This is a genomic window from Paenibacillus sp. FSL R5-192, from assembly GCF_000517845.1.
Taxonomy (GTDB): Bacteria; Bacillota; Bacilli; order Paenibacillales; family Paenibacillaceae; genus Paenibacillus; species Paenibacillus amylolyticus.
This window is the reverse complement of record NZ_ASPR01000014.1, coordinates 1463123-1479467: the sequence shown is the minus strand read 5'-3', so window position 1 is coordinate 1479467 and position 16345 is coordinate 1463123. Positions and strand designations below refer to the sequence as shown.

Below are 16345 nucleotides of genomic sequence, written 5' to 3'. Positions count from 1 at the left end.
TACATATTTCATTGTTTCTCATCAGGGTTAATCACACGATATTCAAAATTCGAAAAGTCAGCTGTTCCTCCAACCATCTGGGTTGAATATACAAACACCCCCGTTCGGCAACCCATAAAATGATCCAGTTTATATATCATTTTATGGACAATCCCTATATCTCTCCATTTAATCCCATCGAAATAAGCAAAAGAGCACTCATCCAGATTGTTCTCAAAATTTCCGAATGCTTTTAGTTTAACTACTGGATCTGATACCGGGATACGTTCATGTTCAGTGGCTGGCTTCTGGTCGATCAGATTGCCAAATATGGTGGAATCCTCACTATCTCTGGCATGCATGACCAGGTAAAACTTGCTATCCTGCTTCGTAAGAGCGATCATACCGTATGAACCGATCAGAAAGCACAATCCGGCATAATCCCCATCATTTAGACAACTGCCATCAAGCGTAACCATTGCTTCGCAAGCGGGCCCCATTGAACGCTGGGTTAGTGTGTTTACCGCAAACGTCAGATTTGGGCTGATCTGTCCCGTTCGAACACGATACACCCCCGATTTCTCTGTGACGGACCAGAGTTCATTGTTAGGTGTATGATTCCATTGCCAAAAATCACGGAGGCGGACGCTTCCATCTTCTTCGGGTTCATAATTGAAACTGTCGCTACCTACTAACGGGTTATAACGGTGCTCTGGTCTCGTGCTAGCGATCTCAATCTGCTTAGGCGCTTTGCTTGCAAAAACCGGTATACCTTGATCAAAATGTAGAGGAACCAAAACAGGAACCCGGCCAACAGCCCCATGATCCTGAAACAGCATTGCATACCAGTCTCCATCCGGTGTATCCACGATACCGCCCTGAGCAACACCTGAATTGAAATAATCCATATCGTCATTGAATACTTCTCCACCAGTGAAGACATCTTCCAGAGAGTCGGCCATATAAAACGCCTGTGTTCTCCGTCCGGAAGCTTTCGTTATATGAATCAGGAATACAATATATTTCCCGTTGATCTTGTAGAAATGTGCCCCTTCATAACCAAGGTGATGAGGCTGCTCATCTTTTACGATCAAGCGATGCACTCCACCAGGTTTGGGCCCGGACAGATCAGAGCTTAATTCGGTCAGATAGATCTCGGTATTACCGTACACGAGATAGGCTCGTTCATCATCGTCGAAAAAAAAGGAGCAGTCATGGTAAAATCCTTCGACTACTTGTTTCTTCCAAACTCCCGAAATGGTGGGGGACGTATACAAGTATGTTTTTCGGGTATCATTTGCAACAAAGATCACATAGAACATCCCTTGATGATAGCGGAGTGATGCAGCCCACATGCCTTTGCTATAAATATGCTGACCATCCACCAGCCGTTGGGCAGGTGTATCGTCCAATGTGTCGTATACATATGTGGCAACTTCCCAATTGATCAGGTCATATGAACGCAGGATGACACATCCCGGCATCATGTGCATGGTTGTACTGACCATATAATATGTGTCCTCTACACGAATAACGTCAAGATCCGGGTAATCGGCCCAAATAATCGGATTCGGATACATGCTTCAATTACACCTCATTTTTTCTATTAAACTTCCATTCTCTTAAAAGGATGGTTGGGCTGTCTGTTGAACTTTTAAGCTTAATATACAAGTCTTGCACACCTTTTGCACCCGTAACATTAGTTGTTAGTTCCATCCATTGAAGGGAATCGGTCGCAGGCGGAACAATGATTTCTCCAATTAACGGTCCATCTGCACGATCAAGCCGAAGTTCCAACGTACCTTCTGTTCCTTGATTTCCAATAGTTGCTGAGAAGGTTGCCGGTCCTTCACTTTCAAAGTCGACCTTGGATATAGCTATCCAGCTGTCATTTTGCAGTATAGCGGACATCGTATTCGAATCCGATGCAGACAAGTCACCAGAGTCAAGATATTGCTCTGTTGATACTCCGCTACTCCATCCAATCGTGGAACCGCTTACCCGCCCATAGGGATCGAAGCACTTGATTTGATCTACGCCCTGATAATCTGCATGCACCTTCTTGATCTTGCCAGTAGCCTCATCATGCTCGACTCGATTCAGATGTGTTGAACGGTAACCTTCGGGAATATTCATGGCTTGGCATAATGTCTGGGCATGATAGGCGATGTACCATTGATCCGCTAGTTGAAATATAGCATGGTGGTTGTTGCCGCCGATATCAAAAAAGTGTCCAGGATTCTGGAGTAGCGTTCCCTGATATGTCCATGGTCCCATTGGCTGAACACTGGTCATATATGCAATTTCACCGGGTGGTGGGCTGCCCTCTGGCCGATCACCTTCGACAAAATTGGAACAATACGTATAGTAGTAACTATTATTATATTTATGTATCCCTGAACTTTCAAACATATAAGGCGCCTGAATAACCTTCGCGATGCCAACCACGCTGATCATATCGTCTCCCAATCGCATCACTCTTGCCGTATCAGGTCTTTCTGCTTTCCCCTGCGGAATACCACCACCGAAGTATATGTAGGCCTGATGATCATCATCAACAATGACAGCCGGATCGAATAACCAGGTTACTTCCTCCACTCCCGGAGTTTCTCTTGTAATAAGTGCCTTTCCTATAGGATCTATCCATGGACCTACAGGTGTTGGTGCAGACAATACACCAATTCCACTGGCATTGTTGGCGAAATAAAGAAAGAAACAGTCCTTGCCATCCACGATTCGATGAGCAGCTGCGGGCGCCCAGGATTGTGAAGCCCATGTTGCTGCGCCTTGAGGTCCAGCAACTCTGATCTCCCCGTGATCGGTCCAGTTGATTAAGTCATCCGAAGAAATGACCGTAATCCGGTTGATTGAACTGTAACTGTTTTTCTGAGGAAGACCGTCCTGATCATATTCCAGCTTATCACTAGTCATATATAAGTAAACTCGATTGTTAAATACCAAAGCATAGGGGTCGGCTCCAAATTTGTGGGCCACCAGAGGATTACCGTTGGGACGAAGCTTTCCAATCTCCCCTGCAATATGCTCCAGATTGGCAGCTTGGTCTTGCTTTTGCTCACCAGCATGTGGTGTTGATTGATGATTCATCGAAAGAATCCCCCTAAAATCGTTTTAGTTGCGCCTTTTACAAGAAAGCGTTTGCAATACAAAAGGTATCATGATAGGATGATTACATTTTAAGGTAAGCTGAGTACAATTTCATTGCGTTAACCGCTCTATTTATTGCGTGAAATGACGGGAGGTACTTCATGAGTGGATCCTCTGAGTGTTTTTATGATCCCATCCAGCCTGAGCTCTTATATCTACACAGCGTAACGACGTATAAGCTGGAAACGATCTATCATCGCCATAATGCATACGAGATCTACCTGTTTCTTCGTGGCAACGTTCACTTTTATGTAGAAAATCGATGTTACCATGTACAGCCTGGCGATTTGCTTGTGATGTCACCCGAGGAGATGCACCGAGCCTTTATTCTGGATGAATCTGAGTATGAGCGAATTACAATCAATCTCAAAAAAACATATCTGTTTCAGCTTTCCACACCATCAACCAATCTATCGTCATGTTTTGATCATCGCCCCAAAGGAACAGGCAACATCGTACATTTAGACGACTATAACATGAAGCAGATGCTGCAATGTACGAACGAACTGGAAGGATTGCTTGCTTCCGATGCTTATGGCACCGATATCAAAATAAATGCAGCCGTAGCCCAATTGTTGGTCATGATTAACGTCTGGTTCCATAACAATTCCTTTGTTCCCAATGACATTATGCCTGAACTGGTTCGTGAAACCATGGATTATATTGAAACACATCTAAATCAAGACATTACGCTTCGCAAACTTGCCGAAGTGTTCTACATGAATAGTACTTATATCAGCCGCCAGTTCAAAAAGCATACTGGATTGACAATCCGTTCCTACATTTTGGGTCGACGTATTGAACGGGCCAAATTCCACCTGTCAGAAGGAATGAGTATTACGGATGCATGCTTTCAATCGGGCTTTAGTGACTATGCCAATTTTATTCGCAGTTTCACCAAAATGGTCGGCATCTCCCCCGGTAGATATATCAAACAAAGACGTGATGCGATGGAAGCTTTGCCACAATAATGACAAGCTCATTCAATGTAAACTAAAAAACATCAAGCCATCCTGCATGGCTCGATGTTTTTTTAGTTCTTGATATACTTCGGATCTGCAAACAATTCATTATTGTAATTATATCCGTAAGTTAATTGATCTCTTTTCCCGTCCACAATCGAACGCGATCTTTAATCCACTCCGTATACTGCTGTTCCATGCCTACTGCACCTGCATTATCAAGTTCGGTAATCATATTGTCGTATATGCCTTCAAAGGCACTTGGAGAGGATGTAATCGCTTCGGCGATCCGTTTCTGAATAATATCCTGCGTTTTCTGATACACAACGTTATAATCCCCGCTATCCGAAGGTATCGGCATATTGTAAGCCGCGCCCCATTCTTTCACCGGAAACTCTTCTTCGGAAGGGAACAAGTCCTTCCATGTAGTTATGCCATAACCTTTCAACGCTTCTTTCTCCTCATCAGAATAACTTTGCTGAATCTGTTCAGGATAATTCGTTGTATAGTAGTTATCCGTTGAATCTTTGACACCATCCCCGTAGTGAGCACCGAAAATGTAATACAAGCCTACTCCGGTTTCTTTGGTGAATGTGTTATTGTCTTTGTTTTTACGTTCCTGTACATCGGCCGGGATGGTGCGAACACCCTCTTCCACGTTATATTGCTCGCCTTCAACGCCCCAGTTTCTCAATACTTGCCCTTCTTCAGAAGACATCCAATCCAAAAATTTGATGGCACGGACAGGATCTTCACAATCGACTGTTATGCCAATACCATAACCATCAAAGCCGATATTCTGGAAATCTTTACGTTGAAAACTGTCATCTAACGTCACCGGATAGAATCCGTAGGTCATATCGTCTTTCCCTGCGCTTTTCAACGCATTTTCCGCATCACTGAATCCCCAGCTTGGATCAAGCAAGGATAACACGCGACCACTGGCGATTTTGGACTTATACTGGTCATCCTTCTGAACAAAACTGTCCTTGTCCAGCAAACCTTCATTGTACATCTTGTTCAACCACCGGAAATATTCCTTCTCCTCAGGACGTTTGTAATGTAGAACGGCTTCGTAGGTGTCAGGATTGATGAAATACTCACCATCTCCAGGTCCTCCAGTAGACATGACAGCGGGATCAGTAACAGTGATCATTCGCCGCCATCCATCTGCACTAAGCGTCAGCGGAATTGTGGGTTGGCCATCATCTGTGGTCGGATGTTTCTCGTAATATTCACGTAGCACATTTTCGAAATCGTTTAAGGTTTTGATCTCAGGATACCCGAGTTCCTTGACTACACGATGTTGAATGGCAGTACCATTCGTCGCATCGAAGCTGACCTGATCGATTGCACCATTCGTTGGAATCCAATAGATTGAAGGATCGTCATTGCTGTATTTCAACCGATTGAAGTGCTCACCGTAGATCTTTTTCAAATTGGGGGCGTGTTCTTCGATCAGATCCGTCAAATCAATCATTGCCCCGGCATCAACGAGTCTAGTCAAGTTACCTTTTGGGAAGATCAAATCCGGATAATCGCCGCTGGCAGCCATCAGGGAAATGCGGTCGTTTCCACCTCCGCTCGAAATATCGAATTCTGCATCAATGCTTACACCGGTTTCTTCCGTAATTTTCTTCCCTACAGCATCCTGCATTTTGTTCCAGTTCGGACTTGCATCTGCCCCGAAGAATGTAAATGTGATCGGGCTGTTGGGGTCACTCGTATTTGATTCGGAATTCTCTCCAGCGTTTCCGCAACCGGCGGAAACTAGCACAACACTTGTTACCAGACATGCTCCTAGCATTTTTGAAATGGCTCTCATTATTTTTCTGCCCCCTAAATGGTGTTAGTCGTAATAACCAATCTAGACCTTACGATGGTTCGCTTTGAAATAGTATACGCTTACATATTCAACCGTTAGTAAACGATTACAATCCTGCCTACCCTATTCCATGTTTAAAGTATAAGGAAGTCTAATCACCCCAACCTTGATTATTAAGCCATGAAAATAGCATGATCTAGACATGTGTCTCAGTAAAAATGTGAAGACCAAAAAAGCGATGGTTGCCCATCGCCTCATAAAATCAAACCTGCTTTTCAATAATATAATTCCAACGTAAATCCTAGGATCTCCCCTTCCACATCACGCAACAATTCCATGACCTGGTCAGCGTAATCTCCAAGAATCTCTTTGCTTTTCTCAAAACCAATCCATTGAACAGTAAGCGGCATGCTTACAGCCCCAGTCAAGACATCCCATAGTGCGTCCAAATTGCCTCCATAGCTCTCGTCTAACTCAAGCTGGTTCTGAAAAATTTGATGAAGCTCTTCCTTACTGTGAAAGTCGTTTCCGTTAATCTGAATGATGCTCATATCATTTCCTCCGTTTATTTTAACTGTTCAAATGACTTGTAATGATCTGTCGTCTGGTAGATTAAACCGTCATTTGAGTATAGAATTCGGTCGCTTCCGCGCCGTCCTCCTGAGTAATTTATATCGGCTTCATACCATATGCGGCCTTTTTTCTTGGGAAGTAGTCCTTCCCGGTTTCCGAACACGTCGCCGCCAATGCTTTTGCCTGGAGCGACTTCATGTAAATTCCCTTCACTTGGTTCCCAGCCCAATTCCCTGGCCTCTTTCTTGGTAATGTAATTTGGTGGGAGTTCATTGTGCTCCGAGATATAATTGGCAACCTCATCAAATCCCATATCCTCCGAAACTTGAGGCGATCCAATATCAAGTACAGACTCTGTTGTACAACCCGAGAACAATAATGCAGCGAGGATGATCACTAACGTGTAAGCAAATTTTCTGAAAAACATAATCTTTTCTCCTTTTGATGTTCTTGCTCTTGTTGTCTTCAGTTTTACTGCTACTTCGATGACAATGCCTTTAATGTTAACGACTTGTGGTAATTAAAGCAATTCTGTAACCCTATTATGGAGTTGAAATTCAATCAATAAAAGCAGTTAACCCTGCTCCATTGAGGCATACTCGTATCCTTCAACAAAAAAAGCCGCTAAAAAAGCGACTTTAATCGTACCACGGATCATTACCATTCAACACATAAATTTAATACATTATTTTAATTTATCCATCCAGTTCCCTAATGCTGCTACAACCTCTTCCAACTGCTCTTCTTCCGTAATAGCAGGCTGATTATCTCCTTTTTGCATGCCATATGAGCCAAATTGACCGTGATTTCCACCCTCAATACTCACATATGTCGTGTCATCCGGAAGATTTGCTTTGGAGTTCTCCCAATCTTCCCTGTTAAGCACTCCGTCATCCGAGCCTGTAATCTGTAAGATAGACAAGTCCGTATTCTTCAAGCTACCTCCTTCATCTGCATAGGAAGCCAAGAAAAAGACGCCTTCCAACTTTTCATTGTGCTCTGCAGCATATCGTGATGCAAATGATCCTCCCAATGAATGGCCACCAATTACAAATGCTTCATTGGGATGTTCTTCGATAAAGGAATCAGCCTTGTTTTGACCGAAAATCGCCAAGTTTATTGGCATGTTTGCGATATATACGCGGTGACCCTGTTCTGCCATTTCTCTGGCAAGTGGAGAATAACTTTCAGATTCAACCAGACCCCCTGGATAAAAAATAATATTCGGTTTGGTTATCTCTGTACCCACGGGTTCAAATCGGTAACCGTTCTTAATCTTGGTGACATTAACCTGAGCATCACTTGTCATCGCCGTTTCCGCTCGTTCAGAAGGACTATACGTAACCGAATTGAGATATACGAAAACGCCGGCCACGATGATAACGATGGACAGGATCGTCCACATGATTATCTTTTTCCATTTGTTTGTACGTTGTGCTGTTTTCAACCTTAAAACCACCTTGTTATGAGGATAATGTGTTTTCTTTTTTAACTCTTCAGTAATTATACTTACCGGTAAGTATAATTACAAGCTAGTTTTGCTAACTATCGTTATTTGTCATAAAATATTCATGGAGGGAAGTCTAATGACAGAAAAATCACACAAACGTTTGCCTGGAAGACCCAAACACGGAGACGACGATATCTCAATTCAACAAACGATTATTCATACAGCTTCAAAGCTATTCATGGAGTATGGCTACGAAACAGTCACACTTCAGCAAATTGGCAAAGCATGTAGCGTGTCAAAACCAACCATTTATTATCATTTCACCAGTAAACCAGAGCTTTTTAAGGTTGCCTTTACAACGATGCTACAGAATGTGAGTCGGTTAACCTCGCATATGCTTGATCAAGCCGAGAATCTGGAGTCGGGGCTTGTGCGATTGGCAGAGGCCAGACTGGGCAATCCACATGCGGAGATTGAAACCATGCTCAGAGAAGCTGAGCCTTTTCTTGAACCAGCTCAAATTCAGGATATACGCAACGCGGAGCATCAGATTCACGAAGTGTTAGCCTCCCATTTCCAACGGGCAATGGATGAAAACAAACTGCGGACGGACGATCCGTTTTTCTTGGCAGAGACCTTCTCGACTATGATGTTAATGGGTAATCGGGAAGATAACCTGCATAAATATGGTTCCAACTTTTCACTAGGCCAGAAGCTAGTAGATATTTTCATTCGCGGAGCGCAGTAAAAATTCAGGGCAACAAGGAGAGCTGACATGAATATCCCTAGAGGAACCTATGGGTTTCGATTCGCCGAAGACAAGGAGCTCCAACTGTGTGTACTCTATGCGGCTGGAAGTGATTCAATAACTGATCCTTCTTATCATTGGGATGGACTCGAACGTTCGGACGGGCCTCTCCTGTTATTCCAATATACACTCTCGGGTGAAGGTGTATTTGAGTCGAATAATCGCATTCATCATGTTACCGCAGGACAAGCTTTTTTGGCCGAAATTCCAGGACCACATCGCTATTACTACCATTCAGCATCAAAAGAACCTTGGGAGTTTCTGTTCCTGTTGTTCAGGCCCACTCTTATTATGCCCCACTGGCGAAAATTTCTTCGTGAAGCGGGAGAAGTTCCCTACCTTCCCGCTGATTGTACACCGATCCGACTGTTGCGGATGATCGTGACTGATGCGGCGGCAGGCAGAATCACTGATCCTCTGATCGCATCATCCAGCGTATATCAGTTCATGACAGAATTGACTCGATTACAGAAAACAACATTGCGCAACAGGGAGAATTGGTCTGAGAACATTCAAATAGCCGTTGAATACATAGAAAACAATTACTCCAAGATGATCAGTATCGATCACCTTGCGGAGCATGTTTCCCTTTCCAAATATCACTTTATACGTCGCTTTTCCGCAAGTACTGGCTTGACGCCAGGTACTTATCTGACCCGTGTACGTACCGAGAAAGCAATGGAACTGCTGCGCGGAACTACGCTTAGCATTGAAGTCATCGCCAAGCAAGTCGGGTATTCCAGCGGAAGTTATTTTATCAAAGCCTTTCGCAGCATAACCGGCGTTACGCCAGGTGAATTTCGTAGTGGCGGAGAAAGCCTTGTGTACCGTAAATTGTTCTTCGACTAACCGCAATATTTTGCTATCCCACACTCAACATTACTGTAGATATTAATAAAATCCTTTATTATGATGAATTGAGCGAGAGCAATAATTAATCCATAAAGGAGCATTCCCATGAATCATACGCTTGCAGCATCAACTCCACCGCTTGGCTGGAACAGCTGGGATTGTTACGGCGCGGCCGTTACGGAAGACGAAATTCGTGGCAACGCCGAGTACATGGCAGAACATCTTAAAGACTTCGGCTGGAGCTATATTACGGTCGATATTCAATGGTACGAGCCTTTGGCCAATTCTTCGCAATATCGTCCGTTCGTCCCACTCATCATGGATGAATATTCGCGGCTTATGCCTGCCGAGAATCGGTTTCCCTCCGCTGCAGGTGGACAGGGATTCAAGCCATTAGCAGACTACGTCCATAGTCTTGGGCTACAATTTGGCATTCACATCATGCGCGGTATTCCACGTCAAGCTGCACATGCGGCTACTCCGATTCTGGGTACAACCGCCACTGCGCGCGATATTGCTCATCCGAATTCCATCTGTCCGTGGAATACAGATATGTATGGTGTTGATAGCTCAAAAGAAGGCGCACAAGCCTACTACGATTCGCTTTTTGAACTGTATGCACAATGGGGCGTTGACTTGGTGAAGGTGGACGATATTGCTGCTTCCAGGCTCTATGACACCCATCAGCCTGAGATCGAAATGATTTCCAAAGCAATTGAGCGCTCTGGTCGGCCCATGGTACTGAGTCTCTCTCCTGGCCCTGCCCCGGTGGAATACTCAGAATTCTTAGCTGATCATGCCAACATGTGGCGTGTCACCGACGATTTCTGGGACCTTTGGCCGCTGTTATTGGATATGTTCGACCGCTGCCGGACGTGGCAGGGCGTTCCCCAAGCAGGCTGCTGGCCAGACTGTGATATGTTGCCTTTGGGTCATATCGGTATCCGTTCTGTAGACGGTGGTGGAGCAGATCGTTGGACTCGGTTCACGCCTGATGAGCAGTTGACGATGATGTCGCTGTGGAGTATCTTCCGTTCCCCACTCATTTTTGGTGGTGAACTGCGAGATAACGACGACTGGACACTATCTCTGCTAACTAATCGTGAGGTTCTGCGAATGCATCGCGAGAGTTACGGAGCCAAAGAAGCCTTACGCAAAGAAGAGCTTATTGTATGGACTGCCCAGCATGCGGATGGTTCCTCTTACGTAGCTGTATTCAACATAGGTGAGAATGCTCTACCTGTGGATCTATCCATTGATGAGGTCGGACTGTACGGCATTACCAAAGGTACTGAATTGTGGAGCCGAGAAGCAGCTGAATTTACAGAGAACTCCTTAGTTACTACTGTAGCTGCGCACGGTGTGCGTCTCTATCGGTTTTCGTAAGTTTGCAAAAGAAAAAGAGAGGTCTGTCGTTCATTAGACAGACCTCTCTCTCATTTCATCAGTATGTATCCATGACTTGAACGGCCAGATGAAATGCTTTAATCCTTCTTTCCAGAAGAGTCTTTTGCGAGCTACCTTCCTTGGACTTGGCATACATGCTTTCAAGGGATGGAAACAATCCAATCAAGACAAGACGGGCTTCTGTTATATCTTCCTTGGTGTATGAATGAGCTTTTTGATTCCAGACATTTTCCAATAACGCTGCGCCGATATGCAGAGCTTTGAGGCGTTTTTGTAATAAGGTAGTATTTGAACTTTTCTGAATCATGTTTTCTAGAGCATTTTCCGATTTGCGGATGGTTGATTGAAAGGCTTTGATAGATTCCAGTTGATCTTCTTGTGACACATTTTCCATGGAGTACAGACCTCGCTTTCTTCGCTTATTTGGTTGGTCTTTCAAGAAAAGAGCGATACCTATTAAATCACCTCATAAATATAACAAAAAAAGCCGCTTAAAATAGCGACTTTTAATGTGTTAATGCTTGATTCAGTGCTAGAGTACCTTTTCCAAAAAGCTGATCGTCCGTTCATTCTTCGGATTTCCAAATATCTCTTCAGGAGTGCCCTGCTCGACAATATAACCACCGTCCATGAAGATCACACGATCAGCTACTTCACGTGCAAAACCCATCTCATGGGTAACGATCATCATCGTCATACCTTCGCTCGCGAGGTCCTTCATAACACCAAGAACTTCTCCTACCATTTCAGGGTCAAGAGCTGAAGTCGGTTCATCAAATAACATAACATCCGGATTCATAGCAAGCGCACGAGCGATAGCTACACGTTGTTTTTGTCCACCTGACAGTTGTGTTGGGAAGCTATCTGCTTTATCAGACAGACCCACACGTTCAAGTAATTTGAGTGCTGTATCGCGCGCCTGCTGGGCATTTAATATCCCGAGTTCTCTGGGCGCAAACATGATGTTTTTAAGTACACTAAAATGAGGGAACAAGTTAAAATGTTGAAATACCATACCAATATTTTCGCGAGCTTTGTTCAGGTTGGTTTTAGGGTCATTCAGATCCTGATCATCCACGATAACCCGGCCTGCCGTAATCGCATCTAATTGGTTAATGCAGCGCAAGAAGGTACTTTTTCCCGAACCGGAAGGCCCGATGACACAGACAACTTCTCCTTCGTTGACCGCCACATCAATTCCCTTGAGGACCTGATTCGAGCCGAAACTTTTCTTCAAACCTTCAACTTTTATTTTAGCCACGACGAACCTTCACCTCCAGATAATCAGCAATTTTGGTCAATGTGATGATGACAATCAGGTACATAACCGCAACCGTTAACCAAATGTCAAAAGAGGAGAACGTTCTTGCAATAACGATTTTACCCGATTGCGTCAACTCTACGAGACCAATAACGGATAAGATTGACGTATCCTTCAACGTGATAACCATCTGGTTAATGAAGGACGGAATCATAACCCGCACTGCCTGCGGAATGACAATCTTTATCATCGCTTTGCGATAAGGAAGACCCAATGAACGGGCAGCTTCCATCTGACCACGATCAATCGATTGAATCCCGCCTCGGATAATCTCGGTTACGTACGCTCCTGCATTCAGACTAAGTGTCAGAATCGCTGCCAAGAACAATGGCATCGTGAAGCCCATCGCCTGTGGAATCCCGAAATAAATAAAGAATGCCAGGACAATCAGCGGAATGCCGCGGAAGATATCTACAAATACAGTGGCAACACCACGAAGGAATTTGTTCTGTCCCACCTTCATAAATCCGAAAATCAGACCGATGATAAACGCAAAGAATAGGGACACAATCGTGTATAAGAGTGTTTTTCCCAGACCTTTGAAAAGTGCTGGAAGGGATTTCTGAATTAGCTCCCAACGCCCCTGATTTGCGACTTGGGCATTCTCGCCAACATATTCTTCGATAATGCGCTCATATTCACCACTAGCTTTGATATTCACAAGACCAGCATTAAACATCTCCAGAAGTTCCTGATTTTTACCCTTACTTACCGCAAATCCGTAGGAAGCCCCGTCTTCTTTAGCGGTAACAATTTTTAAACCATTATTCTGTTTTACCCCATATCTTAAAACGGGTTCATCTTCAAAACAGGCTACCGAATTACCAGTCTTTACATCATCATACATTTGATATGATTCGTCGAATGGAACAATCGTAAACCCATACTTTGAGGCGATGGATTCAGCAAAGCTGTACCCTTCTGTTCCCGTTTTTACAGCGACCTTTTTACCACGAAGATCTTCGTAGCTTTTAATGGTGTCATTATTGGCGCTAATTCCCATAACAACGCCTGAATCATAATATGGCTCAGAAAAATCAAATTTTGCTTTTCTTTCATCTGTAATACTCATCCCTGCGATCACACCATCGACTTGATTCGCCTCAAGTGCCTGTACAGCTGCATTAAATCCCAGAGCTTTAATTTGATACTTAAAATTTTGATCTTTGGCGATGGCATCCAGCAAATCCATATCGATACCAACAAAATCACCATTCTCATCTTCATATTCGAATGGAGCAAATGTGACATCAGTTCCGATAACATAGGTTTTACCGGAATCGGACGCTGCAGCAGCGTTCCCTACCCACCCTGTTAGACCGCTCACCAGGAGCAGCATCAGTGAAAGTATAAAAAATGAGATCTTCGTTGTTTTCATGTGTCCTCCCCGTCTCGGTGTTGTCCGAATAATTCATTATTTTCTTGGAATAGGTATTACTGTTAACCTTTTTGTCGATCTTCTGTCCATTTGATTGTTATTATTTACTGTATATTAACAATCAATGCTTTGCCTTTCCACTTGCAACATTTTCCTCCGTCATTTTTTTCCAACCAGTAAAAGCCCTTTTAATACTTACCCTCCAGGTAAGCTTTGCGAAACCCAATATTACATCGTGAATCTGAAAAAAGGTACATTTACTTTAAAACGTATTATTTAAAATTTAAAACTCAAAAAAAGCCGCGATTTCCGCGACTTTTTGTTATACAGTTTTTTATCATCTATTAATTTGCTCTGATTGTCAATACAATCTCGAACTTCGAACCAGCTTCACCCGCGAAGACAATGGTTCCGTTCTCAGGCAATACAATTTCGTTTTGACCACTGACCACTGTATGATTCATGCCTACACCCGCTTGGTTGTATACAGCAAATGCGCTGTTTGCAGACATCTTGACGGTCATTTCTTTACCTGCAGCTGATGTTGGAATCGAGTACCATGTGGCATGACCATTCGCCTGAATCGTAGTCTTCGATTGTTTTCCCGCATAGATCGGTTTGATGATGTCTTGAGCAGCATAAACGTTGCCTCCAGCTGTAACATATTCCACGCCATTTTCCTCATAGAAATTAAACTCCATCGTGTCACGGCCCGCTAATCCAGGAATTTGCAATTGGTTCACGGCTTGGTTAGCTCCAACAATTTTGTTGGTGTAGATATAACCAGACAGCTCATTAAAAGTATGAATGGGAATCATCGGCATCGCTGCGTTGTACAGTGTTGATGTGTATTTTTCATTGACCAACACGTAGGCTTTGCCTTCCCGTTTCTGCCATGCGGCCTTTACTTCTGCAGACAATTCATTGGTTTCAAGCTTTTCTGCTTTATATTCCGAGGAAGCAACTTGCCCAAGCCCAGGAACGGACTGATACGAGCGAGACCACAAGTATGTGTTCCCGTTGACTTCCTGAACGAACTTCAGCTTTTCCGTAGCCGCATCATTAACAAATGAGCCATCATTGGTGTACGTATAGGTCTGATCAAGACTGTTAGGAGAGGACAGATTAGATAGCGTTAATTGCCCATCATCTTTTACGTCCATCTTCATTAACATGTTTGCCCCACCCGCGTATATCCCAGTGTGCTGTGTAAGTTCCTTCGGCATGGTTGTTTTCACCGGTGCATCATAAGACTTCTCCGGCTTACGCTCTGGAATGATATTCTTCTCCTCAAGCGCGCCAAGCAACAGCTCAGTTGCCAGCAATTGATCCGTTGAGCTATGACCACCCGAAGAGGTTACCGCAGCAGCCATATTATACTCCGGAAGTACAATCAATGAGGAATGATAGGTTATTGTATTGCCGCCTTTGCTTACTGCCTGGATGCCGTAATCATTAAAAGGAAACAGGTTCACGCTGTCCCAGCCCAGGCCGTAACCAATAGAAGAATCGCCTTCTTCTGGCCACATGCCTCTCTTGTATTCTTCTTGCTCCATGGCCTCTACGGATTCCTCCGAAAGAACACCTTCAACCTCACTTGTAAAGATTTTCGAGAACTGAACCAGATCTTCAGCGGTGGAATAGATGCCTCCCGAGGCAATCATATTTGTAGTCTCTAATGGGAGTTGCTCCTCATGCGAAGGGGAATATGTTGCTGCCATCTGGCTAAAGTCCACAATATCCTGTGGTGTTTTGGTATTCTCCATACCAAGAGGTTCGGTTATGTACCGGTGCATGAAAGTTGTGAAGCTCATGCCGCTAACCCGCTCAACCAGAATTTCAGCTAATGTAAAACCGTCATTACTATACACCGAATATGCGCCAGGATCGGCCTTCAAATGTTGCGTCGCCAATTGTTCCAGTAACGTATCATGTGCATAGGTATCATTATCTCCAAACAGTATTGCACTGTTACTTGATGTTCCGAGAAGTCCGGATGAATGATTCAGTAACATGCGTGGTGTAATCTGTTGGTAACGCTTGTCTTTCATTTTAAAGTCTGGAATATACTTCACGACAGGCTCATCAAGATCGATCTTGTCCTCGTCAACGAGCTTCATTACGGCGGTTGTGAGCATCATTTTGCTGGTTGAACCAATGCCATACATGGTATCTGAAGAAAGCGGGATGTTGTTTTTCAGATCATTTTTGCCTGCCTGACCGGAGATCACAATCTCGCCCTCATCCATCAGTGCGTACTGCACACTTGTCGTAGCGTATGATTCAGTGAGTACCTTTGCCTTCGCGCTTACTGCCTTTTTAGTTAGATCATACGTAGGGTTACTATCGTTACTGGTAGCGGGTGTGGCCATGGCCGACATTGGGGACATCATTGCAAACACCAAAGTTATGGCGGCGATAGACGTTCGTTTCTTTCGTGTCAATCTCATCTTCTCCTGTCTAGTCTATGGATTAGGAATCTCTGTGTTAGTACTCCAGTAGTGTAACCGAAGAAGATGAACTGTCTGTGGCTTGAATATGAATCGAGTATGAACCAAGCAGGACCAACCCAAATAGGTTGGACACACGGTAAAAATCGCTTTAGTCCAGCTTTGTTTTGTTTGC

The 16345-nt window shown here is 44.0% G+C and carries 14 protein-coding genes; 4 read left to right on the top strand and 10 right to left on the bottom strand.

Translation table 11 applies throughout. The features are described from left to right. Positions 1 to 8: 8 nt before the first annotated feature. The gene (locus tag C161_RS14850) at positions 9 to 1559 is read right to left on the bottom strand and encodes a glycoside hydrolase family 43 protein (protein WP_036670937.1); all 1551 of its coding nucleotides are present in this window, start codon (positions 1557 to 1559) and stop codon (positions 9 to 11) included. Positions 1560 to 1566: 7 nt separating this feature from the next. Further along, on the bottom strand, positions 1567 to 3084 hold the full coding sequence (locus tag C161_RS14845; protein ID WP_036670935.1) for a glycoside hydrolase family 43 protein: 1518 nt from the start codon (positions 3082 to 3084) through the stop codon (positions 1567 to 1569). A 161-nt stretch (positions 3085 to 3245) separates the two neighbouring features. Here C161_RS14845 and C161_RS14840 point away from each other — a divergent pair, with 161 nt between their 5' ends. Further along, the gene (locus C161_RS14840) at positions 3246 to 4115 is read left to right on the top strand and encodes an AraC family transcriptional regulator (protein ID WP_036670934.1); all 870 of its coding nucleotides are present in this window, start codon (positions 3246 to 3248) and stop codon (positions 4113 to 4115) included. Between the two features lie 121 nt (positions 4116 to 4236). Here the strand turns inward: C161_RS14840 and C161_RS14835 are convergent, their stop codons facing one another. The 4 genes from C161_RS14835 to C161_RS14820 form a co-directional block, all read right to left on the bottom strand. After that, on the bottom strand, positions 4237 to 5931 hold the full coding sequence (locus tag C161_RS14835) for an ABC transporter substrate-binding protein (RefSeq protein ID WP_036670933.1): 1695 nt from the start codon (positions 5929 to 5931) through the stop codon (positions 4237 to 4239). A 275-nt stretch (positions 5932 to 6206) separates the two neighbouring features. Beyond that, positions 6207 to 6482 (bottom strand): barstar family protein, encoded by a 276-nt coding sequence (locus C161_RS14830; RefSeq protein WP_036670932.1) that lies wholly within the window; start codon positions 6480 to 6482, stop codon positions 6207 to 6209. Positions 6483 to 6496: 14 nt separating this feature from the next. Then, on the bottom strand, positions 6497 to 6931 hold the full coding sequence (locus C161_RS14825; RefSeq protein ID WP_036670931.1) for a ribonuclease domain-containing protein: 435 nt from the start codon (positions 6929 to 6931) through the stop codon (positions 6497 to 6499). A gap of 258 nt (positions 6932 to 7189) precedes the next feature. Then, positions 7190 to 7951, bottom strand: a complete 762-nt coding sequence (locus C161_RS14820) for an alpha/beta hydrolase (RefSeq protein WP_036670930.1) — start codon at positions 7949 to 7951, stop codon at positions 7190 to 7192. 139 nt (positions 7952 to 8090) lie between these two features. Between C161_RS14820 and C161_RS14815 the strand changes: the two genes are divergently transcribed. From C161_RS14815 to C161_RS14805, 3 genes are all read left to right on the top strand, one after another. Then, on the top strand, positions 8091 to 8702 hold the full coding sequence (locus C161_RS14815) for a TetR/AcrR family transcriptional regulator (protein ID WP_036670928.1): 612 nt from the start codon (positions 8091 to 8093) through the stop codon (positions 8700 to 8702). A gap of 27 nt (positions 8703 to 8729) precedes the next feature. Beyond that, a complete protein-coding gene (locus tag C161_RS14810) occupies positions 8730 to 9611 on the top strand; it encodes an AraC family transcriptional regulator (RefSeq protein ID WP_036670926.1) in 882 nt (293 codons plus the stop codon). A 108-nt stretch (positions 9612 to 9719) separates the two neighbouring features. After that, the gene (locus tag C161_RS14805; protein WP_036670924.1) at positions 9720 to 11000 is read left to right on the top strand and encodes a glycoside hydrolase family 27 protein; all 1281 of its coding nucleotides are present in this window, start codon (positions 9720 to 9722) and stop codon (positions 10998 to 11000) included. A gap of 58 nt (positions 11001 to 11058) precedes the next feature. On the opposite strand, the gene C161_RS14800 is transcribed toward C161_RS14805, so the two are convergent. The 4 genes from C161_RS14800 to C161_RS14785 all read right to left on the bottom strand — a co-directional run bounded on the left by C161_RS14800 (position 11059) and on the right by C161_RS14785 (position 16170). Beyond that, positions 11059 to 11415 (bottom strand): hypothetical protein, encoded by a 357-nt coding sequence (locus tag C161_RS14800; RefSeq protein WP_036670923.1) that lies wholly within the window; start codon positions 11413 to 11415, stop codon positions 11059 to 11061. 138 nt (positions 11416 to 11553) lie between these two features. Then, entirely contained in the window at positions 11554 to 12282 is a 729-nt protein-coding gene (locus C161_RS14795; RefSeq protein WP_036670921.1) for an amino acid ABC transporter ATP-binding protein, read from the bottom strand. Continuing rightward, positions 12275 to 13720: an amino acid ABC transporter substrate-binding protein/permease gene (locus tag C161_RS14790; protein ID WP_036670920.1), complete on the bottom strand. Its 1446-nt coding sequence runs from the start codon at positions 13718 to 13720 to the stop codon at positions 12275 to 12277. The genes C161_RS14795 and C161_RS14790 overlap by 8 nt, the downstream gene beginning before the upstream one ends. A 344-nt stretch (positions 13721 to 14064) precedes the next feature. Then, on the bottom strand, positions 14065 to 16170 hold the full coding sequence (locus C161_RS14785; protein ID WP_036670919.1) for a serine hydrolase domain-containing protein: 2106 nt from the start codon (positions 16168 to 16170) through the stop codon (positions 14065 to 14067). Positions 16171 to 16345 lie beyond the last annotated feature (175 nt).